The organism is Streptoverticillium olivoreticuli subsp. olivoreticuli, assembly GCF_003391135.1.
Classification (GTDB): Bacteria; Actinomycetota; Actinomycetes; order Streptomycetales; family Streptomycetaceae; genus Streptomyces; species Streptomyces blastmyceticus.
The window spans coordinates 1,296,116-1,316,379 of sequence record NZ_CP031455.1; the positions used below are offsets into that span (position 1 = coordinate 1,296,116).

The following is a 20,264-nucleotide window of genomic DNA, read 5'->3' on the forward strand; positions in this document are numbered from 1 at the left end:
TTCGCCCGGGAAAAATTACTACGTCCCGAATTACCGAAGGCGGAGCGCATTCACCGCACCGCTCGCCCGGAATGAGATGACCGCCGATGGACGCGCATATCCACACGCTCCCCCGTACGGCGACGGTTCCTGTCGCCGCCGTCGACGCGCAAGGGGCCGTCGCTCTCTGGAGCCCCGCGGCCCGGCGACTGCTCGGCTACACGTCCGGCGAAATCGTCGGACGCCCCGCCGCCCGCCTGCTCGCCGCGCCCTTGCCCGAACCGGCCCGGCGCTCGCTGATGGAATCCACACCGTGGCGAGGCGTCGTACCCGCCCGCCACCAGGACGGCAGCACCGTGCACGTCACCATCGAGACGTGCACGACCGGAGACGGCCCTGTGCGGTGGGTTCTTCTGGGTGCCGCCACGGCCGACGCCGGACCGCACGACGTGATGAGCTCGACCCTCAAGGAATGGACGTACGACCAGTCGCCGTTCGCCCTCTCCACCTATGACCACGAGAACCGGCTGACGAGCGTCAACGCCGAAATGCTCCGCCTCTCCGGCGGCATCACGGAAGAAGAGATGCTGGGGCGGCGCATCGGGGAAATCCATCGCGGGCCCCCGTTCGACACCTTCGCCGACCTGATGGACCAGGTGCTGCGCACCGGGGAACCTCTGCGTACGGACACCTTTTTCCGGTCGCCCGGCGACGCCCGGAAACGCGCCTGGGCCTCCTTCTTCAATCCGCTCAAGGACCGGGACGGGCGGGTGCGGGGAGTGTCCACCGCCGCTCTCGACGTCACGGAGCAGTACCGGGCCCAGCAGTGCCTGGCGCTGGTGAACGACGCCGGGGCCCGGATAGGCACCACCTTGGACATGACCCGCACCGCCCAGGAGTTGGTGGACGTCACGGCCGGACGGTTCGCCGACTTCGTCAGCGTCGACCTGCTGGACTGCGTCGTCCAGGGGGAGGAGCCGCAGCCGGGCCGGGTCGACGGCACAGCCCCGCTCCACCGGGCCGCCGCCCACGACGGCGCGCCCCGGCCGCCGTACGGAACCGGCGGGACGCACTCCTACCTGCCGCACTCACCGACGGCCCGCGCCCTGGCCTCCGGTGTGCCGTCGCTGCACCGCATCGGCGAGCCGGGCTTCGGCCAGTGGGTGAAGGACACCCCGGCCCTCCCCGACCGGGTCCGCACCCGCGGGGTCCACTCCGTACTCGCCGTGCCGCTGAGCGCCCGCGGTATCGCCCTGGGCCTGGCCCTGTTCGTACGCCAGGGGGACTCCCCGCTGTTCGACGCGAACGACCTGTTGCCCGCCCGGGAGATCGCGGCCAGAGCCGGTGTGTGCATCGACAACGCGCGGAGGTACACACAGGAGCGCGCGGTCGCCCTCACCCTCCAGCGCAGCCTGCTCCCCAGCAGGCTGCCGGAGCAGGACGCGGTGGAGGTCACTTCCCGGTATCTGCCCGCCTGCGCCCAGGCGGGCGTCGGGGGCGACTGGTTCGACGTCATCCCGCTGTCCGGTGCCCAGGTCGCGCTCGTCGTCGGAGACGTCGTGGGCCACGGCCTCCAGGCGTCCGCCGTCATGGGCCGGCTCCGCGCGGCCGTCCGCACCCTCGCCGACCTCGAACTGCCGCCGGACGAGCTCCTCACCCACCTCGACGACCTCGTCATCCAGCTGGCACAGGATCAGGCGGCCGAGTGCGCGGACGGTGCGCGGGCGGCGGTGCGCGAGACGGGCGCGACGTGCCTGTACGTGGTCTACGACCCGGTGTCCCGGACGTGTGTCCTCGCCCGTGCCGGGCATCCGGCCCCCGTGCTCGTCTCCCCCGACGGCGCGGCCCGCTACCTGGACATGCCCAGCGGGCCGCCGCTCGGCGTGGGCGGCCTGCCCTTCGAGGCCACGGAGCTGGAGCTGCCGGAAGGCAGCCTCCTCGCCCTCTACACGGACGGACTCGTCGAGGGCGGCGACGACCACGACATCGGCGTCGGCCTGGACAAGCTGAGCGCGGCCCTCTCGGGCCCCGCCGCGCCTCTTGGGCGGACGTGCGACGCCGTGCTCGACGCGCTGCTGCCCGACCGGGCCGGGCGGCCGGTCGACGATGTCGCGCTGCTGCTCGCCCGTACGCGGGTCCTGGACGCCTCGCGCGTCGCCGACTGGGAACTGCCCGCCGACCGTGCCGCGGTCGCCGACGCCCGCAGGCGCGCGTCCGGGCAACTGGCCGTCTGGGGGCTGGAGGAGCTGGACTTCACCACCGAGCTGGTCGTCAGCGAGCTGGTGACCAACGCCATCCGGTACGGCCGCGCCCCGATCCGGCTGCGCCTGATCCGCGGCGGCGGCGCGCTGATCTGCGAGGTCTCGGATGCCGGCAGTACCTCACCGCGGATGCGGCGGGCCCGGATCCTCGACGAGGGAGGCCGCGGCCTGCTCCTCGTCGCGCAGCTCACCGAGCGGTGGGGCACCCGGTTCACCCCGGACGGCAAGACCATCTGGGCCGAGCAGCCGCTGGCCGCCGCCGGCTGAGGACCCGCCGGTGCCTCACCCGGGAGCGGCCGCGGCGTCGAGCAGATCCCGTACGACGTCGAGCAGTTCGTCCGGGTCGGCCGCCGCGAGCTCGGTGAGCGCTCCGGAGCCGCGTGCGAGGAGGATCCCGGTGAAGGCCGCCACCGCCACTTCTGCCCGCAGTTGTGGCTTCGGCACCCCTTCGCGGGCGAAGCGCTCGCTCAGCGGGGTGACCAGCCGCGCGTACAGCTGTTCCCGGGAGGCGTCCTGGACCACGGGGTCGTCGTGGGGCACCAGCGCGGCGCGGACCACCGGGCCGGGGCCCCGGTGTGGCGTCCTGCCCAGCAGCGCGCGCTGCCTGTCCTCGTCGAGGAGGTCGGCGGGCGCGTTATCGCCGGAATCTGCCTGCATGACCGCGATGTAGAGCTGGGTCTTGCCCCCGAAGTAGCGGGCGATCAATGCCGCGTCGACGCCCGCGCGTTCACCGATGTCCCGGGTGGTGGTGCGCTCGAATCCCCGCTCGGCGAAGAGCTCGGTCGCGGCGTCGAGCAGCAGCTCGCGGCTGCGGCCGGCGTCCCGTCGGCGTCCGGGCGGCGCACCGGTGGTCTTCTCCGGGATCCGCTCCGCCTTCACCGTGCGCTCCGATCGCCCGGGACCGGCCGGGGCGCGAGCGCTCCGGCCTCGGCTGCCGCCGCGTCGCGGCTGCTCTCTTCCACCATCGGCTCCTCGTCCCTGGTCCGGGTGTCCGTCACCACGCCCCGCCGTCGCGGCAGGACGATGGCCACCATCATCGCGGTCGCCCAGATCGCGCAGCCGATGAGGGCGGCGATCAGGTAACCGTCGCCGGAGGGGAGCGTGTGCCCGGCGGAGGTGTGCGCCTGGAGCACCGTCGCGCTCAGCGCGCTGCCGGTGGAGTAGCCGACGCAGCGGAGGACCTGGTTGAAGCTGATGGCGCTGCCGGTCTCGCGCGCGGGGACGGAGCCGACGACGAGCCCGGGTATGACGGCGAAGGTGCAGCCGACGCCGAGTCCGGCGATGCCCATGGCGAGGAAGAGCTCCCAGAGGCCGCTGTGGGCGAAGGCGAAGCTCAGCATCGAAACGAGTGCCACGGCGCAGCCCAGTGGCAGTACGAGCCGGGTGGAGGTGTGCCGCGTGAGCACCGGCACCACCTTGCTCGAGGCGATGCTGGCGGCCGAGAAGGGCAGGAGGATCAGGCCGGTGACGGCCACCGACGCGCCGAAACCGTAGCCGGCCGTGGCGGGGGTCTGGGCGAAGCGCGTGACCAGCGACATCAGCAGGTACATCCCGATGCCGGCGATCAGGATGGTCACGTCGGCGGTGAGTACGGTCCGGTCCTTGACGAGCCGGAGGTCCACCAACGGGTGCGCGGTGCGCAGTTCGTGGACCGTCCACCAGGCCAGCGCGGCGAGCGAGGCCGCGGTCAGGCCGAGCAGGCGCGGCGAGGTCCAGCCCCAGGCGCCCCCTTCGCCGAGCACGAGCAGCAGTCCGGCGAGTGCGGCACCGAAGAGCACGGCGCCGAGTACGTCCAGGGGGTGCGGCGTGAGGTGGCGGGTCGGCGGCAGCGCGTATGCGGCGCCCGCCAGGGCGGCGGCGCTGACGGCCGCTCCGAACCAGAAGGCCGCGTGAAGGCCGAGGGACTGGGCTATCAGGCCGGTCAGTGGGTAGCCGAGGCCGACCCCGGCCACGGTGGTGATCGACAGCAGTGCGACCGCCGGCCGGGAACGGTCCGGCGGCAGGCCGTCCCGGGCGGTGGCGATGGCCAGCGGTGTGAGGCCGGCGCCCACGCCTTGCAGCGCCCGTCCCGCGATGAGGGAGCCGAAGCCGAGCGGCAGGGCGGCCAGCACGCTGCCGGCCAGCATGACGGCCGCGGCGCCCAGGATGACCGCTCGCCGCCGGGGTCCGTCGCCGAGCCTGCCCATGGTGGGCGTGGCGACGGCGCCGACCAGCAGGGTGATGGTCAGCGACCACTGGGCGTCGGAGAGCGACACGTGGTCGGCGGCGGCGATCCGTGGGATCAGCGGCGCGCCGAGGCTGCTGACCACTGCCACGGCCATGCCGAGGAAGACCAGGGCGGCCACCAGTGTCCGCGGCCGCCGCATGGTCGCTGCCAGTTGAGTTCCCATGCCACACCTCCTAAGTCATCAATTGATGTCATCGAATGATGACACACGGGAGGAACGCTTGTCAGCAAGCGATGACATGAGCGGTGCACCGTGGGCGGATGACGTTCCACCGGTGGGTCCACCGGCCGGTGGACTCCCCCACAGGGCCGTCGTTTCTAGGGTTTTTGTCGGCAATCACGACATACCGAACCCGAAGGGCGGCAGCATCATGATGAATCCCGCAGGCCGAGTGATCGTCGGGGTGAAGGGGTCACCGGACAGCCTCCCGGTGCTGCGACGCGCCCTGGACGAGGCCCGCCGGTACGGCGCGGAGCTGCACGCCGTGATCGCCTACCGGGTGCCCGAGGGCTCGGCCGTCGGGCCATGCCGGATGGGCGGGCCCGGGGCGGCGGACGAGGAGCGCCGGACCGCGGCCCTCACCCTCCACCAGGCGTGTGTGACGGCCCTCGGCGACTCCTTCGGCGGCGTCGACTTCACCGCGGCCGTGGCCCTCGGCCGGCCGGACAGGGTGCTGGTGGACCATGCCGACCGGCAGGACGACGTCCTGGTGATCGGCACGGGAGCAGCGGGCCTTCGCCCGCATCTGTTCGGCGGTTCTGTGGCCCGCGACTGCGTCCGGCACGCCCGGTGTCCGGTCCTGCTGGTGCCGCCCTCCGAGCTGGCCCGCGAGTACCGCAAGGGGCTTCGCCGCTGGAACGGCTGGGTCAGGAGGCAGGCCGACGAGATCGCCTGCGCGGCCGTACGCCAGGACATCAGCCGGCTCTGAGCACGGATCCGAGCCGCCGGGCGTGGCCGGACCGTTCCACCGATCGGCTCCCGCGCTTCCCCCGGGCCCTCGCCCATCGACCGGATCCCCACGGGCACACACGGTCCGTAGCGTCGAGAGCACAGACCCCCATGGCACCCCAAGGGGCGCCCCGAGAAAGGTGAAGGACATGTCGGAGATCGTGCAGCGCGTCGTCGTCGGCGTGAACGGCTCGGCGGGCAGCGTGGCGGCCCTCCGGCAGGCCGCGCAGGAGGCCGCCCGCCACGACGCCGTCCTGTGCCCGGTGATCGCCTGGACCCCGCCGGGCGGTGAGGCGGCCGACGCCGTCAACCCCGCCCCCTCGGACGTCCGTGCCCACTGGGAGCGCGCGGCCCGGAACCGGCTGATGAAGACCTGCGAAGACGCGCTCGACGCGGACACGCGCCGACGCCTGAAGATCTACCCCCGAATCGTCCGCGCCGAGGCCGGTCCGGCGCTGGTGGCGTGTTCCCGCCACGAGAACGACATGCTCGTGATGGGGGCGGGCAGCCACGGCCCCGTACACCGCTTCTTCCACGGCTCGGCGAGCCGGCACTGCCTCAAGCACGCCCACTGCCCGGTGCTCGTCGTCCACTCCGAGGAGACGGACGGGGAGGCCGTGCCGGACAGCGGGACGGAGTCCCGTCCTCGCCTTGTCCCGGCGCACTCCCAGCGCTGACCGACGAGAACGCCGGTCTCACTGCCCGGTGCCGCCCGCCAGCTTCCGCTCGTATCTCACCTCCGGAAAGGCCCAGCTGTGGTCGATCACCTTGACCCCGAAGACGCGGAGCTGGGCGAAGAACGACCCGTTCAACTCCAGCCCCGCGTAGAGCCCCCAGTCGGTCTTCACGTCCTTCCCGGGCGTGCCCTCGGCGGACCCGGTGGCCGTGGCCTTCAGATAGGGCATGGCGTCGGCCTCCACGCCGACCGAGCCGTACAGGCCGAGCCGGGCGTGGCTGCCGATGCCCGCCTTCGCGGTGGCCGCGCCCTGGATCCGGGCCGGGGTGCCCTGCGCGGTCGGTTCGGGGCTCTTCAGCGCGGACCAGCCCTTGTCGGCGTCGTAGCGGGCACCGACCTCCAGTCGGCCGTCGGTGCGCTGCTCGGCGTCGACCGTGATCTTCCCGTCGGCCGAGACGTCGTAGAAGTAGTCAACCTTGAGGTTGAGCACGATCGGCACAGGTCCCAGCCAGACGGTCTTGTCGACGTCGACCTCGGCGGCCGGGATGTGCAGCGGCTTGTGGCCGGTGTCGTACGAGGCGGATCCCTCGGCGTGGACCTTGACCCCGGCACCGTAGTCCGCGGCCACGCCGATCTCCGCCTTGGACGGCGCGTAGCCGTACCAGTGGGCCCGCTCGTAGGAGAACAGCATCTCGGGGTGCAGCTCCATCGACGCGGACAGCGCGGAGGAGTTGCCCTGCGTCGGCTTGACGCCGTCGGGCATAGGCACGTCCACGTCGAGCCGGATGCCCTGGCCGCCGGCTTGCCCGGCGGTGGCCCTCCCGCCCTCGGTGAGCGGCTTGACCTTGAGGTCGGCGGCGGTCAGCGGGGTGCGGAGGTCGGCCTTGGCGTCGCCGAGCGCGTCGACCAGGTCCGCCGGTGCGGTGTCCACGGCCACCGAGCCGTCGGCGGCCGGCCGGGTGGCCACCACCTTCACCAGGGCGCCATGGGGTGCCACCGGGGTGGCCGGGCTCGCGATGACGTCCCCGGGACGCAACTGCGCTGCGGTCGCTCCGCCGTTGGCCGCCTTGCCGGCGGACAGGACCGCGTGGCCGCCCGCCTCGTCGTATCCCGTCAGGCGGGTGTCGCCGACCGGTACCGCGGTGGCGGGGCCGTCCGCCCCGCCGCGGACGACGGTCACGGCGCCCTTGTCGGCCGGACCGTCCGCGGCCGTCAGGGCCGGTGGAACCCGGTCCGCCGGGCCCGGCCCGGCGGCCGCCGCCGGTATCGCGGACAGCGGGGCGGCGATTCCCGTGACGAGAAGAGGTACGAGCAGGTGTCGGGCGCAGAACTTCATGGATTTCCCTCACGGTGAAAGGCCGTATCCGGCCCGCGGCCTCAAATGGCCGCGCGTTGGCTCAATGACTCAACCCCGGTACGAGAACGAGTTCAAGGAGAATTCGTCCAAGGAGAGATAGGCACGTTCTATGGAGCCGAATCACGGCGCGGGAAATCTGTCCCTCCGCCAGCTGGAATACCTGGTGACCGTCGCCCGCGAGGGCCGGTTGACGCGGGCCGCCGAAAAGCTGCACGTGACCGAACCCACCATCTCCCAGCAATTGCGGGCCCTTGAGCGGACCATCGGCACGCCTCTCCTGGAGCGGCACCCGGACGGCGTCCGCCCGACCGGACCGGGCGAGGCGTTCCTGCCGTACGCCCGGTCGGCACTGCGATGCGCCCACGAGGCCGCCACGGCGGCGCGCGCGGCCGCCTCGGGCACCTGCCGGACCCTGCGGATCGGGACGGTCCGCGCGGGGCTGCCCGGGGTGCTGCTGCCGGGGGTCCGCCAGTGGGTGGCGTCCCGGCCGGGCACATCACTGGCCCTGCGTCCGTTCGGCGACAGCCGGTCGCTCCAGGAGTCCGTGGCCGCGGGCACGGTGGACCTCGGGGTCGGGCCGCGCCCGGTCGGCTGGACGGGGACGATCCACACCCTCTGCACCGAGGAGTACGTGCTCGTGTGCGCCGACGACGACCCGCTGCGCGAGGGCGAGGCCCGCTTGGAGGACCTGGCCGACCGGCGGTGGATCGGCTACGGCGGCGTCGGCCGGAGCCTGGGGGACGTACTGGCCGACGCGTGCGGCGGCCGCCGGTTCCGGCCGCGGGTCGCCTTGGAGGTGGCACAGGCGGAGGCCGCCGTGGCACCCGCGGCACAGGGCGTCGGGCTCGCGCTCGTACCGCGGGACGTGCTCGATGCGGAGCAGCGCCGGTCGGCCGTCCCTCTGGTCCCGCGGCTGCTGCGGGAGATCACGGTCTACACCGCTCCGCACCCGCCCGCCGACGCGGCCGCCTGCTCCGAGGCACTCGCCGCCGGGGCCCTGCCGTCACACGCCTCTCAGCACTCCGGCGTTCCGGAAGCAGCAGGAGTTGATCGCGGCGTGGAAGGCCGGGCACCGGTCGGTCAGCGGAGGAAGGGATCGACGGCGACGGCGGTGAACAGCAGGGAGATGTAGCTGATCGACCAGTGGAACAGGCGCATCTCCTTCAACTTCGCGCCACGGAGGCCGACTTCGGCCCGGGCGTGGAGCGCGTGGGCTTCTCGGAGCCAGCAACCGCCGAGCCCGACCGCCACGCAGGTGTAGAACCAGCCCACCCGGCCGAGCGGCCACAGCGAGAGCGACATGGCGACCATCAGCCAGCTGTACACCACGATCTGCCGGGTCACCACGGTGGTGCCGGCCACCACCGGCAGCATCGGTACACCCACGCGCTCGTAGTCGGCCCGGGTCTTCATGGACAGCGGCCAGTAGTGCGGCGGGGTCCAGAAGAAGACCACCAGGCAGAGTGCCACCGCCGTCCAGGACACCGAGTCCGTCACGGCCGACCAGCCGATCAGGACCGGCATGCCACCCGCGATGCCGCCCCAGACGATGTTCTGCGAGGTGCGCCGCTTGAGCAGCATGGTGTAGATCACCGTGTAGAAGAGCAGCGCGCCGAACGCGAGCAGCGCCGAGAGCGGGTTGACCAGGAACCAGAGCCAGCCGACCGAGGCGAGGGCGAGCGAGCCGGCGAAGATCAGGCACTCGCGCGGGGAGACCACCCCGGTGACCAGGGGTCGGCCCGCGGTGCGGTCCATCCGCGCGTCGATGTCCCGGTCGAGGTACATGTTGAACGCACAGGCGCTGCCCGCGGACAGGTAGCCGCCGGTGCAAGTGGCCAGTACCAGCGCCAGGTCGGGGACGCCCTGGGCGGCCAGGAACATCACGGGGATGGTGGTCACCAGCAGCAACTCGATGATCCGCGGTTTGGTCAGCGCGACGAACGCGGCCACTCGGGCCGCGAAGGTCGGGCGGTGCGGGACCGGGAGTCCGCCGGGGTGCGAGGGGGAGCCGGGATCCGGCGGGGATGCGTGCGCGGTCCTGTCGAGGACGGGATCCATGATGCGGAACCTTGCGGGGAGAACCTGGTGGCCCTGGCCGTCGTGCCGGGTCCCACAGCCGTCGAAGGGCGGTGGGCGGCGGGGTAATCGAGGCACAGCCACCCCGACCCGGGTTGCGTGACGCAGTAGGTCGGACGTCCCGAAGCTATCACTGCCCGGAACGCGGCCGGAGACCTGCCCCGCCTGCTCCCCGGCACCGACGTCGGGATAGGGGAATTCTATTTCCCTGTAGAAAATCACCACCAACCGCACCCCTTTGCCGGGTCTTTGTGTTCCTTTCAGCAGCGCGCACGGCACTGTGGCTGTGCGGAATAAGGAACCGCATTCCAGACCGATTGAAAGGCCAGAGGTGACGATATGGCGAACTTCCGGATGGGAAAGAGAGGGCGCGTTCTGCTGGTGGCCGCAGCGGCGGCCACGGCGATAGGCGCCACCACCCTCCCCGCATCGGCTGCTGACGGCCCCACCGTGGCCGATGTCATGGCGTCCTGCGCCAGCGGCGACGACGTCAGCAGCTGCAATTTCACCAACCCGGAGATCCAGAAGGCGTATCTGGGGAATTTCCACCAGGTGTCGGACACGCTCTACAACTGCAGTACTTCGGATGCCACGCAGGGCCTGAGCTGGTCCGACAAGGTGGGGACGACCGACTCGGCGGAGGTCTCGATCACAGCCGGCGGAAAGATCGCCGGACTTGTCGACCTCAGTGTCACCGCGAAGTACGGGCATTCCTGGACCACGGAGCATTCGGACGGCGGAAACATGGGCATGACCGTCAAGCCCGGTGAGGTCGGCTGGATTTCCCGGGCCCAGGTCATGCAGGACGTCAAGGGTCGGTGGGATCTCTGGTACAAGCACACGCACTGGGGCCACTACAACTGGTACTGGGACGACACCGTCACCAGCCCTGCGCCCAATGACACGGACGGCGTCAAGAGCGCCGTGGTCATCAAGACCCGGCCGATGACCGACGCCGAAAAGGCGTCGTGCGGCGCCCAGAACGGGAAGGTTTTCCTCTCCCCGGCCAAGGTGGAGGTCCCGAAGCAGGACAAGGCGCCTCACGACGCTCCGGGCAAGCCCACCCCGGGCACGAACGACACCCCGCCCGCGCAGGAGGAGAACAACAAGAAGCAGTGAGGTGAACCGCATCCCGAGCAGAACACCCCGCGCCCTGGAACACCAGCCGGTCCGGACGCAGTTGTCGACCAACACGCTGCGTCCGGCCGCGCCCGTTCGACGGCCAACAGGCCTCGGGCGATCGGCGGCCGCAGGCCGTACCGCTCATCGCCCGGCCGCCGCGCCCCCGCTCAGCGCGGGCTCCCCGACCCGGTGGGGTTCCTCCTGGCGCACCGCGCCCAGTCGGCGCAGGCCGGACAGCACGATCAGGACGGCGCAGCCCGCGCAGCCGACGGGCACCACGAAGGCGGCGTGCGCACCGAGCCGGTCGACGGCCCACCCGGCCAGCAGGGCCCCCAAGGACATCCCGACGCTGAGCCCGGACAGCAGCCATGTCAAGCCCTCGTTGAGCCGTGCCGCCGGGACCAGCCGCTCCACCAGGCTGTTCGCGGTGATCATGCTGGGTGAGACGAACATGCCCACCACCATCAGCACGGCGGCGAGTTCGAGCAGGCTGCGGACGAACAGCAGCGGCACCGTGCACAGCGCCAGCGCGCCCATGCCTGCCAGCATCCGCACCGGCAGACGGGAGTTGAGCCGTACGGCACCCGTCACCAGTCCGGCCAGGCAGCTGGTGGCGGCGAGGCAGGCGAGGGCGACGGACGCCTCGGCCTTGTGCCCGTGCTCGGCGGCGAAGGCGACGCAGGTGAGGTCGAAGCCGCCGAAGACGCAGCCCAGGGCGGCGAAGGTGAGGGTCAGGGTCCGCAGGCCCGGGTTCCCGAGCACCGACGGGCCGTGAGCGTCGTCCCGCTCGGCCGGGGCCGGTTCGGTGCGGCGCTGCGAGGTAACGGCGACCGTGCCCACCAGGGCGAAGGCCATGGCGCACAGCACCCCCGCCTCGGGGAGGACGGCCGTGGCCAGGGTGAGGGCGAGGATCGGACCGATCACGAAGGTCACCTCGTCGGCCACCGACTCGACGGAGAAGGCGGTGTGGAGCCTCGGGCCGTCCCGGTACATCGCGGTCCACCGCGCGCGGAGCATGGCGCCGATGTTGGGTATCGCCCCGGCGGCGATCACACACGGGAAGTCCGCCCACGGCGTGCTGCCCGTACCGCTGCACACCACGAGCCCGGTGAGGCCGAGCAGCGCCACCGCCAGGGCGGGGTGCGCGGCCCGGCGCTGGCCGTGGCGGTCGACGCACCTGGCCACCATCGGGCCGAGCACGGCGATGGACACCGAGAAGACGGCGCAGACGGCGCCGGCGAGCGCGTAGTCGCCGGTCCGCTGGGAGAGCATGCCCACGATCCCCAGGCCGATCATCGCCCGGGGCGCGCGGGCGAGCAGGCCGGCCGCGGCGAGCGGCTTGGCTCCGGGCGTGGCGAAGAGGTCGCGGTACGAGCCGAGCACAGACAACTCCCAGTGATTTCAGTCAAGGTGACACTGCGTCAGAGAATGCGGATGCGCGGAGGATGTGCCGCTCACGCCCGATGGGCGGCGGCAGAGGGCGCACGGCGGCGCCGACGGGTCCGATGACGCCGGCGCCGCTCTCATCCCATGCTGCACCGGGGATTCGGGGGCGTGCGGGTCCGGACGGCCGAAGGGGCGGACGACGTACGGCCCTCCGATCGGTGGACAGGCCGTCCACCACCGGGTGGACCGACCGAGGGATCCACCACGGGGAACCGCGCGCCTAGCGTGGAAAACGTCAGACTCACCCGCTGCGGCGGGACCGCACGGGATCGGAAAGGAATAAGGAAATGCAGAACTCAGTACGTCGTGTCGTAGTCGGGGTCGACGGTTCGGCAGGCAGCGTCTCCGCGCTGCGGCAGGCCGCGGGAGAAGCCCGCCGCCACCACGCCGAACTGCGCCCGGTCCTCGTCTACTCCTCCCCTCAAGGTGACTACATCGACATGATGTGGCCGCCGGACCCGGAGATGGCGCGGGAACTGGCACACAAGGCACACGACGACCTGATGTGCGCCTGCGAGCGCGCGGGCGGTCTGCCGGACGACGTGCCCTGTGACCCGGTGGTGGCCCGTGGGCAGGTGGGCCCGCTGCTGGTGGAGGCCGCGGCCGAGGACGGCGACCTGCTCGTGGTGGGCGGTGGCTCGCAGAGCGCGGTGCACCGCTTCCTGATGGGCTCGGTGAGCCGCTACTGCCTGCGGCACGCCCCCGGGCCGGTGCTGGTCATACCTCCGGAGGACTCCGCCGGTCACGGCCCCGAGCGGACCGCGGCACCGACCGCCTCCGTCGGCTCGCCGGACGACAGGACGGCACCCCGGGGAGCGTGGCTGAAGCGGGCCTGGTCCGACGGCCCCCTGCACAGCATTCATCACCTGTGATGCGTGCGTGGCGCCCGCCTCTGCCGCGGAACACGTGGGGCGGGGTCTGCCTGGCCCTCTTCCTGCTCGGGATCGGCCTGATCCTGCTCGGCACCTGCGCGACGCCCTCGCCCTCTCCGCCACCCCCCGGCCCCGCCTCCGCCGCCTCGGCGCCTTCCTCGCCCGGCCCGGCCGCCGCCCCCATGGGCCGCTCCGAGCCGGTGCGGCTGGTCATCCCCTCACTCGGCGTCTCGGCGCCCGTCGTGTCGCTCGGCCTGGAGGCGGACGGCACCGTCGAGGTGCCGCCGATCGAACGCGACGCCCCGGCGGGCTGGTACAGCGGATCGCCGACGCCCGGCGAGGCCGGCGCGTCGGTCGTCCTCGGCCACTCCACCGTCGGCCGGTTCGGCAAGGGCGTGCTCTTCGACGCCGGCCGGCTGGAGCCCGGCGCCCACGTCGACGTGACCCGGGCCGACGGCAGCACGGCGGAGTTCACCGTGCGCGAGGTGCGCGAGTACGCCAAGGCCGACTTCCCGGCCGACAAGGTCTACCGGGGCTCCGGCGTACCGGAGTTGCGCCTGGTCACCTGCGGTGGACCGCGCGACGCCGACCACGGCTACCGCGACAACATCGTCGTGTACGCCGCCCTGACCGGCCACCGGGCCGACCGGTGACAGCGGACCACCGGTCGGGGGACGGCACGACACCTCACCCGTCCCCCACCCGCCCGACACCGTTACCGCGCGTCCTCGCCCAGGGTTGAAGTGGAAGACCAACTCCCCGATGTCGAACGAAGGATGTCGATCCCCATGCGCAACGCTCTCCTCGTCGCCGGCCCCGCGCTCGCCCTGTGCGGCGCCGTGGCCCTGACACCCGTCGCCTTCGCCTCCACTCCCGGCCCGGGCGGCTCACCCTCCCTCACCCACAGCAGCAGCCCGGCGCCCGTCGTGGGCGCAGCCCGGATCAGCGTGAACCCCAGCGAGGCACGCACCGGGCAGACCGTGCAGATCAGCGGCTCCTGCGCGCCCTACCCGGGAGCGACCGTGAAGTCGGTCGCCTCACAGGCGGGCGAGGTGACACTCACCGACCACGACCCCCAGCACATCCGGGGCCGACTGCACATCACCGCGGGAGCGGGCACGTACCAGGTGAATCTGGTGTGCAGCAACGGCAAGGCCGCCACAACACTCAAGGTGGACGCCGCACCGGCGCATCACCGCCACGGCGGAGGCGCCTCAGCGGGCGACAACACCCCCGCCACCACACCCTCCCAGCACCAGGGCACGGTCCCGAAGGGAGCTCCCCGCACCGGCGAGTCCGGCACGAGCGAATTGAACGAGGACGTGGCCCTCGCGGGTGTCGGCGCGGCCGGTGCCGCCGCCATGGCGGGAGCGATCCTCGTGACCGCCCGCCGGAACCGCGAGCACGACAGCAGGTGAGCCCCATGTGAGCGCCACTCGCCCCAGCCCCGCGCGGCGTGCCCCGCGGGGCGTCGCGCTGTCGTGGATCCGGGTTGCGACCACCCGGACATCACTTAGAGTGATCAAGTGATCACATCCCAACCGTGTGCGGCATGGCGTCCTCCCCGGATCCCGTGATGACGATCGGCAACCCGCTGAGGTGGCTGCTGCGGCAGCCCGACGGCCCGCAATACCTGCGGCGCGCGCTCTGGGGCACCCTGGCCGGACTCGGGGCCTTCTACGCGCTGCGGTACGGGTTCGGGCAGCGGGACATGGCGCTCTACGCCCTGTTCGGCGCCATCCCCCTGACCTTGTTCTCACAGATTCCGGGCACCGCCCGGCAGCGCACCCGCGCGCTCCTCGCGGTGCTGCCGGTCGGCCTGGTCCTCGTCACCGCCGGGACCCTGCTCGCCGCGCACTCCTGGAGCGCCGCCTGCGGCATGTTCGCCGTGGCCTTCGTGACCTCCTACCTCGGCGTCGGCGGCCCGGGCCTTGGCGGACTGGCCACGTCCTTCCAGCTCTACTACCTGCTCCCCTGCTTCCCGCCGTACGCCCCCGAGACGCTCGGCCACCGGCTGACCGGGCTGGCCGTCGGCATCCTGCTGAGCGCCCTCGTCGACCGGCTGCTGTGGGCGGGCCCGCGACCGGCCTCGTACCGGCTCCTGCTCGCCGACGCGGTGGAGGCGATGGCCGGCTACTGCGCCGCGGTGGGGCGCCTCACCGCCGGGGATGCCGCCGACATGTCGCACGACCAGGAGCGGGTGGCGCAAACGCTGGTCGCGACCCGGATGTCCCACGTGGCGCCGCCCGAGCGGCCAACCGCGGCGTCGCTGCGCGCCCGCGCCCTCTACGACACCCGCGCGACCCTGCGGCACGTCGGCAACCAGCTGGACCGGCTGGCCGCGCGAGCCCACAGCCCGGATCCCGCCACTGCGCGGCTGCTGGAGCGGACCGCGACGGCGCTGCGGCAGGCCGCGCAGACCCTGCGTACGGAGGACCCGGCGCCCACCGCGGCCGACCCCCTGGCCGAGGCACTGGACGTCTTCGCCGCGGAGCGCACCCGGATCGCCGCCGACGCCTCGGCACTGCAGCTGCGGCAGCACGCCATCGCCATCGGCACGGCCGAAGCCACCCGGCTCGTCGGCGAAGGCGCCCGGATCGCCTTCGGCGCGCCGCTCGGCGCCCGGTGGCGCCGCCCCGGCGGACCGTTCCGGTACGCGACGATGAGCGCGCCCGCCCGCTGGTGGCGGCGGTTGCGGGTCCATCTGACACCGCGCTCGGTGCTCCTGCAGAACGCCCTGCGCAGCGCCGTCGCCCTGGCCGGCGCCCGGCTGGTCGTCGGCGCCCTCGACCTGCCGCACGGCTTCTGGGTACTGCTCGCGACCCTGAGCCTGCTGCGCACCTCCGCGTCGGACACACGGGGCGCGCTCCTGCCCGCCTTCCTCGGAACGGCCCTGGGCGCGGCCGTCGCGGCAGTGCTGGTCGTCGCCGTCGGCGATGTCCCCGCCTTCTACATCGCGGTGGCCCCCGTCGTCCTCGTCCTCGGCTTCGGCGTGGGCCCTGTGCTCGGCCCCGCCTGGGTGCAGGGCGCGCTGACCATCACCCTCGTCGTGGTCTTCGCCCAGATCGAGCCGCCGGACCTGCAGATCCCCACCTGGCGGTTCCTGGACGTCGTCATCGGAGGTTCCCTCGGCGCGGCCGCCAGCCTGCTCGCCTGGCCCCGGGGCGCCCAGGGCGAACTGCGGCGCTCGGTCGCCGACTTCATGGACCTCAGCGCGCAGGGCGTCAGCGCCGTCACCGACGGGCTGAGCCACCGCCGCGCCGACGGCACCACCACGCTCGACCCGGCCCGGCGCGCGATGCAGCTGGCCCAGGCGGCCTACGCCCAGCACCGCACCGAGCGAGCCTCCCCGCAGACGCCCGAACCACCCTGGGAACTGGCGATGGCACCGGGCTACAGCACCATCGGCGGAGGAGAACTCCTGCTCTCCGGTCACAGCCGCGACACCACTCCCCTGCCCGCGGAGGCCACGGCCCGACTGGCCGCCCTGGCCGAACGCGTGGCGGAAGGCTGCCGGCGTTCGGCCGAGTCCGTCCGCCGTGGCGGAGCAGTCGCGCCCGGGGACCCGGGCCCCTACCGGGCTGATGAATCAGGTCCGTTGAGTGCCGTCACCCGGCACACCACGGACACCCCCGCCTCCGCCGTGCTGCTCGTCGCCGACCTCGAAGCCTGGCTCACCGGCATCAGGTACGACACGGCCGAGTTCGACCAGGCATGCAGCGGCGGCGGCCATACGCGGGGAGCCACGGGCGGGGCGGCAGAGGATTCCACCGCGACGTGACGGCGGGCCGTCACCGGTCCACATGGGCGTACGGCAGCCGCACCTCCACCGTGGTCGAGCGGCCCGGCGCGCTGTCCACCGAGAAGCGGCCTCCGGCGCTCTCGACCCGTACGTAGTGGCTGGCCAGACCGATGTGTCCGGCGCGCAGCCGCTGCTGGATGATCTCCTTGTCGAAGCCCTTGCCGTCGTCGCGCACGATCAGCACGGTGTCGTTCTCCTCGCGTGCCAGGGACACCCAGACGTGCTTCGCCCCGGCGTGTTTCACCACGTTGTTCAGGAGCTCCCGCGCGGTCGAGTAGAGCAGGGCCTCGCCCGGTACCCGGCCGGTCAGCCGCAGGTCGTAGTGGACGGTGAAGCCGCCCCGGCGGGCGAGGCGCTCGCCGACGGCCTCCAGCGCGGCCGCGAGCCCCGCCGCCTGGAGCACCTGGGGGTGGAGGTCGAAGGTGACGTCCCGGATCTCCCGGACCGTCCTGCGCACCTCGTTCTCGGCCCGGGTCAGGGCGGGCGCCGCCGCCTCGGCCTCGACGTCCTCCAGGTCGTGCAGCGCGGCCAGCAGGTTCTGGATCGCGCTGTCGTGCAGGGCCTCGGCGAGCTCCGCGCGCTCCCGGCCCTCGGCGGCCAGGGCGTCGCGCAGGAGCAGCTCGCGGTTGTCCAGCAGGGCGGAGACCCGTTCGCTGCGCCGCCGCAGCAGGTCGGCGAGCAGGACGCACACGCCCACGTCCCACAGGAGGAACGCCTCGTCCGCCACGACTTGCCAGAACCGGGGGGTGAGGTCGCCGTGGAGGTAGTCGAAGGAGTTGGCCGTGTAGGCGACGAGGCACAGGCCGCCCAGCTTGGCGGTCACCTTCGGCAGCTGCCACAGGATGCTGGTCATCGGCAGGACGTAGAAGGCGTAACGGGCCTGCGAATCCGGTCCTCCCGAGAGCACCGAAAGTGCCGCTACGGCCACCACGTCGACGACCGCGGCGCTCATCGCGCCGTGTGTCCCGGCGAGTGCGTGCCGGTACACACTGGACAGGCGTGCCGTGGCCCAGGCGACGTACAGCGCGAGCACGACGTAGTACCAGTGGCCTGCGGCCGGCGACTGGATGCCGGTCAGCACCAGCAGGATCATCGTCGGCAGCCGGAGCCAGGCGGCGTAGCGCGTCGTCAGCTCGACCACGCCGTCCATCTGCTGCTCGCGCCAGCGAGTCGCCATCGCGCACCGTCCGAACAACCCCGTGCGGGTCCGGTGAAGGGTCACAGAAGCGGATCAAGCAGACCTTATCCGATGTTTCCATCCCCCACCTGGGGGAAGTGGGGCGTGTCGGTGGCATGCCGGGCCGCCCCGCGCGACAGCCTCGTACCTCAGTGACCGGTGCTCGAAAGCCGTCCGGCTCGGAGGTGTCATGGACGCCATTGTGATCGCCCTCATGGCCGCGATGGCCGTCCTCATCATCAGGAAGCCCCGCGATCCGCACATCTGGTACCTCTGGGGGATCTCGCTCGTGCTGGTCGTCGGCTGGTGGATGTTCCACGAGGTGTTCACGCCCGGCGTGACCGAGGTGACGCTGTGAGTCTCCAGATTCCCCGTTCGGTCCAGCGGGATCTCAGCCTCGCCGGGTACTGGGGTGCGGTCGTCTTCGTCTTCGCCTTCTGCGTGGTGCTGCTCTGCGCGTTCCTGTTGCAGTTCGCCTCCTCCGAGCTGCCGTGCGTGCTGTGCATGCTGCAGCGCATGGCCATGATCTTCACCTGTATGGGGCCCGTCTACATCATCAGCCGGACGGCGCACGGGGAGATGTCCGTGACCAATTTCGCCCGGGGCTACGGCTACACCCTCATCGGGGCCGTGATCGGCATGCTGATGTCGCTGCGGCAGCTCACGAACCGCGGAGCCCCTCTCGACCCCGGTTACGGCAGCGCGGTCCTGGGTCTGCACGCCTACACCTGGGCGTTCGTCACCTTCGCGATCGTGGTGCTCTGGTCCGGCGTCAACATGCTCTTCGCGGTCGAGCTCTCGCCCCCGCGGCAGCTCCCGCTCGGCGTGGTCCCCAAGCTCGTCCTCGGCCTCTTCCTCGCGCTGATCGCGGCCAATGTGGTGTCCGTCTTCTTCGAGGTGGGATTCCACTGGAAGCTCCCGCATGTCCCGACCCGTTACGAGCTGCTCTACGACCTCGGGATCAAGTAGCCGCCCGTACCGCCACCGCACAACCACCGGAAGGAAATGCGCATGCGCCTGCGCGTCGTCGTCGCTGCCGCCGTGGCCGGGATCCTGGCGTGCGGCGCGTGCTCGACCACCGCCGACAGGATGAACGGCGTCGCGGCCAACCTCGCCGGCGAAGGCGTCGGGGACGTGACCCTGAAGAAAGCGGGCGTGGAGCTCAAGGGCAAGCTCTCCTGCACCGCCACCCCACAGGTCCGTCACCAGGGCTGGCTCGCGTTCGAATGCACGGCCACGACGCTCGACGGCAAGGCCGTGCGCCTGGCCGGGTCGGTCACGGACGCCGTCAACGACGACGAGGGCAAGGGCACGACCAGGGGCGATTTCACCGGGACCGTCGACGGACACGAGGTCTTGAGGACCCACTGCCTCGGCTCCTGTGCCTGAGGGAACGCGCTCGCGGCGAACCGTACGCGGGACGGCTCTCCTGCGGCTTGCCCCCCCCCCGATCGGGGGATTGCTTTTCATCCGATTTCTCATTCATTAGGCCGATACGCGGCAATGCGGGTTCTCCCTAGCGTGGGTCGCCACATTGCCGTACAGCGGATTCCTGAGAGAGGTGGATGACATGTCTCGGATGGTGAAGCGCGTGATCGTCGGCGTGGACGGCTCGGCGGGCAGCGTGGCCGCGCTCAAGCAGGGCGCGCAGGAGGCGGCCCGCCATGGCGCGGCCCTGTGCCCGGTGCTGGCCTGGACGCCGCCCGGAGGGGAGGCGGCGGATTCCCTCTTCCCCGCACCGGCCGACATCCGCGCGCACTGGGAGGCCAGGGCCCGCAAGGCTCTGACCAAGACGTGCGAGAGCGCACTGGGCGCCGAGCCGTTCAACCAGAGGGTGGCCCCGAGGGTCATCCGCGCGGAACCCGGACCGGCGCTGGTGGCCAGCGCCCGCCACGACACGGACATGCTGGTGCTCGGGGCCGGCAGCCATGGTCTGTGGCACCGGTTCCTCCACGGCTCGGTCAGCCGCCACTGCCTCAGGCACGCCTGCGGCCCCGTCATGGTCGTCCATCCCGACGAGACGGACGCGCGGGACGCCCGCGAGGCGGCGAGACCGCCACGGAGGCACCCTCCCGTCGTGGTACCGGTCGGCCCGACGGACGTGTGGATCAGGTCGACGGACCCCGACCGCGAGGACTGAGACCCGGCCCGGGTGGAGCACGGACCGGCGCAGGAGAGCTTCCCTGTGGGGTGAAAGGGTTTCCCTGTTGCCTCCGGTGCGGGGGAAACAGGGAAACCCCGCTGAGCTGTGCCGATGCGTACGCCTCCAAGGTGGTTGAGATCGTGAGTGCGCGATGAAACAGTTGCCGACGGCGCATTG

The 20,264-nt window shown here is 72.1% G+C and carries 19 protein-coding genes; 13 read left to right on the forward strand and 6 right to left on the reverse strand.

Annotated elements, in window-relative coordinates:
• Positions 1-86: 86 nt before the first annotated feature.
• The gene (locus tag DXZ73_RS05650) at positions 87-2,507 is read left to right on the forward strand and encodes a SpoIIE family protein phosphatase (RefSeq protein ID WP_116209914.1); all 2,421 of its coding nucleotides are present in this window, start codon (positions 87-89) and stop codon (positions 2,505-2,507) included.
• A gap of 15 nt (positions 2,508-2,522) precedes the next feature.
• Here DXZ73_RS05650 and DXZ73_RS05655 read toward each other — a convergent pair whose 3' ends face one another.
• Both DXZ73_RS05655 and DXZ73_RS05660 read right to left on the reverse strand, forming a co-directional pair.
• Positions 2,523-3,119, reverse strand: coding sequence for a TetR/AcrR family transcriptional regulator (locus DXZ73_RS05655; RefSeq protein ID WP_240351211.1), 597 nt, complete (start codon positions 3,117-3,119; stop codon positions 2,523-2,525).
• Positions 3,116-4,630, reverse strand: coding sequence for an MFS transporter (locus DXZ73_RS05660; protein WP_116209915.1), 1,515 nt, complete (start codon positions 4,628-4,630; stop codon positions 3,116-3,118). Before DXZ73_RS05660 ends, DXZ73_RS05655 begins: the two co-directional genes overlap by 4 nt.
• A gap of 208 nt (positions 4,631-4,838) precedes the next feature.
• Between DXZ73_RS05660 and DXZ73_RS05665 the strand changes: the two genes are divergently transcribed.
• The gene (locus tag DXZ73_RS05665) at positions 4,839-5,396 is read left to right on the forward strand and encodes a universal stress protein (RefSeq protein WP_162890057.1); all 558 of its coding nucleotides are present in this window, start codon (positions 4,839-4,841) and stop codon (positions 5,394-5,396) included.
• Between the two features lie 169 nt (positions 5,397-5,565).
• The gene (locus tag DXZ73_RS05670; protein WP_116209917.1) at positions 5,566-6,093 is read left to right on the forward strand and encodes a universal stress protein; all 528 of its coding nucleotides are present in this window, start codon (positions 5,566-5,568) and stop codon (positions 6,091-6,093) included.
• A gap of 18 nt (positions 6,094-6,111) precedes the next feature.
• On the opposite strand, the gene DXZ73_RS05675 is transcribed toward DXZ73_RS05670, so the two are convergent.
• Positions 6,112-7,428, reverse strand: a complete 1,317-nt coding sequence (locus tag DXZ73_RS05675; RefSeq protein WP_116209918.1) for a hypothetical protein — start codon at positions 7,426-7,428, stop codon at positions 6,112-6,114.
• A gap of 130 nt (positions 7,429-7,558) precedes the next feature.
• Here DXZ73_RS05675 and DXZ73_RS05680 point away from each other — a divergent pair, with 130 nt between their 5' ends.
• Positions 7,559-8,581 carry a LysR family transcriptional regulator gene (locus tag DXZ73_RS05680; protein WP_116209919.1) on the forward strand — a complete coding sequence of 341 codons (1,023 nt, stop codon included), beginning with the start codon at positions 7,559-7,561 and terminating at the stop codon, positions 8,579-8,581.
• Here the strand turns inward: DXZ73_RS05680 and DXZ73_RS05685 are convergent.
• Positions 8,530-9,507: a heme o synthase gene (locus tag DXZ73_RS05685; protein ID WP_116209920.1), complete on the reverse strand. Its 978-nt coding sequence runs from the start codon at positions 9,505-9,507 to the stop codon at positions 8,530-8,532. The two genes, DXZ73_RS05680 and DXZ73_RS05685, sit on opposite strands and share 52 nt — an antisense overlap.
• A 357-nt stretch (positions 9,508-9,864) precedes the next feature.
• Here DXZ73_RS05685 and DXZ73_RS05690 point away from each other — a divergent pair, with 357 nt between their 5' ends.
• The gene (locus DXZ73_RS05690; RefSeq protein WP_205519116.1) at positions 9,865-10,644 is read left to right on the forward strand and encodes a hypothetical protein; all 780 of its coding nucleotides are present in this window, start codon (positions 9,865-9,867) and stop codon (positions 10,642-10,644) included.
• Positions 10,645-10,788: 144 nt separating this feature from the next.
• Here the strand turns inward: DXZ73_RS05690 and DXZ73_RS05695 are convergent, their stop codons facing one another.
• Complete coding sequence (locus DXZ73_RS05695; RefSeq protein ID WP_116209921.1) at positions 10,789-12,030, reverse strand: MFS transporter; 1,242 nt, start codon at positions 12,028-12,030, stop codon at positions 10,789-10,791.
• 350 nt (positions 12,031-12,380) lie between these two features.
• Between DXZ73_RS05695 and DXZ73_RS05700 the strand changes: the two genes are divergently transcribed.
• From DXZ73_RS05700 to DXZ73_RS40035, 4 genes are all read left to right on the forward strand, one after another.
• Positions 12,381-12,965, forward strand: coding sequence for a universal stress protein (locus DXZ73_RS05700; protein ID WP_116209922.1), 585 nt, complete (start codon positions 12,381-12,383; stop codon positions 12,963-12,965).
• A complete protein-coding gene (locus DXZ73_RS05705) occupies positions 12,965-13,618 on the forward strand; it encodes a class F sortase (protein ID WP_116209923.1) in 654 nt (217 codons plus the stop codon). The genes DXZ73_RS05700 and DXZ73_RS05705 overlap by 1 nt, the downstream gene beginning before the upstream one ends.
• Positions 13,619-13,753: 135 nt before the next feature.
• The gene (locus tag DXZ73_RS05710; protein ID WP_116209924.1) at positions 13,754-14,383 is read left to right on the forward strand and encodes a hypothetical protein; all 630 of its coding nucleotides are present in this window, start codon (positions 13,754-13,756) and stop codon (positions 14,381-14,383) included.
• A gap of 134 nt (positions 14,384-14,517) precedes the next feature.
• Complete coding sequence (locus DXZ73_RS40035) at positions 14,518-16,746, forward strand: FUSC family protein (RefSeq protein ID WP_116209925.1); 2,229 nt, start codon at positions 14,518-14,520, stop codon at positions 16,744-16,746.
• Positions 16,747-16,756: 10 nt separating this feature from the next.
• Here DXZ73_RS40035 and DXZ73_RS05720 read toward each other — a convergent pair whose 3' ends face one another.
• The gene (locus tag DXZ73_RS05720) at positions 16,757-17,944 is read right to left on the reverse strand and encodes a sensor histidine kinase (protein ID WP_116209926.1); all 1,188 of its coding nucleotides are present in this window, start codon (positions 17,942-17,944) and stop codon (positions 16,757-16,759) included.
• A gap of 190 nt (positions 17,945-18,134) precedes the next feature.
• On the opposite strand from DXZ73_RS05720, the gene DXZ73_RS37930 reads away from it, so the two are divergent.
• From DXZ73_RS37930 to DXZ73_RS05735, 4 genes are all read left to right on the forward strand, one after another.
• Positions 18,135-18,302 (forward strand): hypothetical protein, encoded by a 168-nt coding sequence (locus DXZ73_RS37930; protein WP_162890058.1) that lies wholly within the window; start codon positions 18,135-18,137, stop codon positions 18,300-18,302.
• Positions 18,299-18,913 carry a disulfide bond formation protein B gene (locus tag DXZ73_RS05725; protein ID WP_205519117.1) on the forward strand — a complete coding sequence of 205 codons (615 nt, stop codon included), beginning with the start codon at positions 18,299-18,301 and terminating at the stop codon, positions 18,911-18,913. The genes DXZ73_RS37930 and DXZ73_RS05725 overlap by 4 nt, the downstream gene beginning before the upstream one ends.
• Before the next feature lie 42 nt (positions 18,914-18,955).
• The gene (locus DXZ73_RS05730; protein WP_116209927.1) at positions 18,956-19,333 is read left to right on the forward strand and encodes a hypothetical protein; all 378 of its coding nucleotides are present in this window, start codon (positions 18,956-18,958) and stop codon (positions 19,331-19,333) included.
• A gap of 181 nt (positions 19,334-19,514) precedes the next feature.
• A complete protein-coding gene (locus DXZ73_RS05735) occupies positions 19,515-20,084 on the forward strand; it encodes a universal stress protein (RefSeq protein ID WP_116209928.1) in 570 nt (189 codons plus the stop codon).
• Positions 20,085-20,264 lie beyond the last annotated feature (180 nt).

Bases quoted from the DNA above. Each gene is read 5' to 3' on its own strand.
- DXZ73_RS05650 (WP_116209914.1), top strand. From the start codon at position 87: ATGGACGCGCATATCCACACGCTCCCCCGTACGGCGACGGTTCCTGTC.
- DXZ73_RS05660 (WP_116209915.1), bottom strand. From the start codon at position 4,630: ATGGGAACTCAACTGGCAGCGACCATGCGGCGGCCGCGGACACTGGTG.
- DXZ73_RS05665 (WP_162890057.1), top strand. From the start codon at position 4,839: ATGATGAATCCCGCAGGCCGAGTGATCGTCGGGGTGAAGGGGTCACCG.
- DXZ73_RS05670 (WP_116209917.1), top strand. From the start codon at position 5,566: ATGTCGGAGATCGTGCAGCGCGTCGTCGTCGGCGTGAACGGCTCGGCG.
- DXZ73_RS05675 (WP_116209918.1), bottom strand. From the start codon at position 7,428: ATGAAGTTCTGCGCCCGACACCTGCTCGTACCTCTTCTCGTCACGGGA.
- DXZ73_RS05680 (WP_116209919.1), top strand. From the start codon at position 7,559: ATGGAGCCGAATCACGGCGCGGGAAATCTGTCCCTCCGCCAGCTGGAA.
- DXZ73_RS05685 (WP_116209920.1), bottom strand. From the start codon at position 9,507: ATGGATCCCGTCCTCGACAGGACCGCGCACGCATCCCCGCCGGATCCC.
- DXZ73_RS05690 (WP_205519116.1), top strand. From the start codon at position 9,865: ATGGCGAACTTCCGGATGGGAAAGAGAGGGCGCGTTCTGCTGGTGGCC.
- DXZ73_RS05700 (WP_116209922.1), top strand. From the start codon at position 12,381: ATGCAGAACTCAGTACGTCGTGTCGTAGTCGGGGTCGACGGTTCGGCA.
- DXZ73_RS05705 (WP_116209923.1), top strand. From the start codon at position 12,965: ATGCGTGCGTGGCGCCCGCCTCTGCCGCGGAACACGTGGGGCGGGGTC.
- DXZ73_RS05710 (WP_116209924.1), top strand. From the start codon at position 13,754: ATGCGCAACGCTCTCCTCGTCGCCGGCCCCGCGCTCGCCCTGTGCGGC.
- DXZ73_RS40035 (WP_116209925.1), top strand. From the start codon at position 14,518: ATGGCGTCCTCCCCGGATCCCGTGATGACGATCGGCAACCCGCTGAGG.
- DXZ73_RS05720 (WP_116209926.1), bottom strand. From the start codon at position 17,944: ATGGCGACTCGCTGGCGCGAGCAGCAGATGGACGGCGTGGTCGAGCTG.
- DXZ73_RS37930 (WP_162890058.1), top strand. From the start codon at position 18,135: ATGGACGCCATTGTGATCGCCCTCATGGCCGCGATGGCCGTCCTCATC.
- DXZ73_RS05730 (WP_116209927.1), top strand. From the start codon at position 18,956: ATGCGCCTGCGCGTCGTCGTCGCTGCCGCCGTGGCCGGGATCCTGGCG.
- DXZ73_RS05735 (WP_116209928.1), top strand. From the start codon at position 19,515: ATGTCTCGGATGGTGAAGCGCGTGATCGTCGGCGTGGACGGCTCGGCG.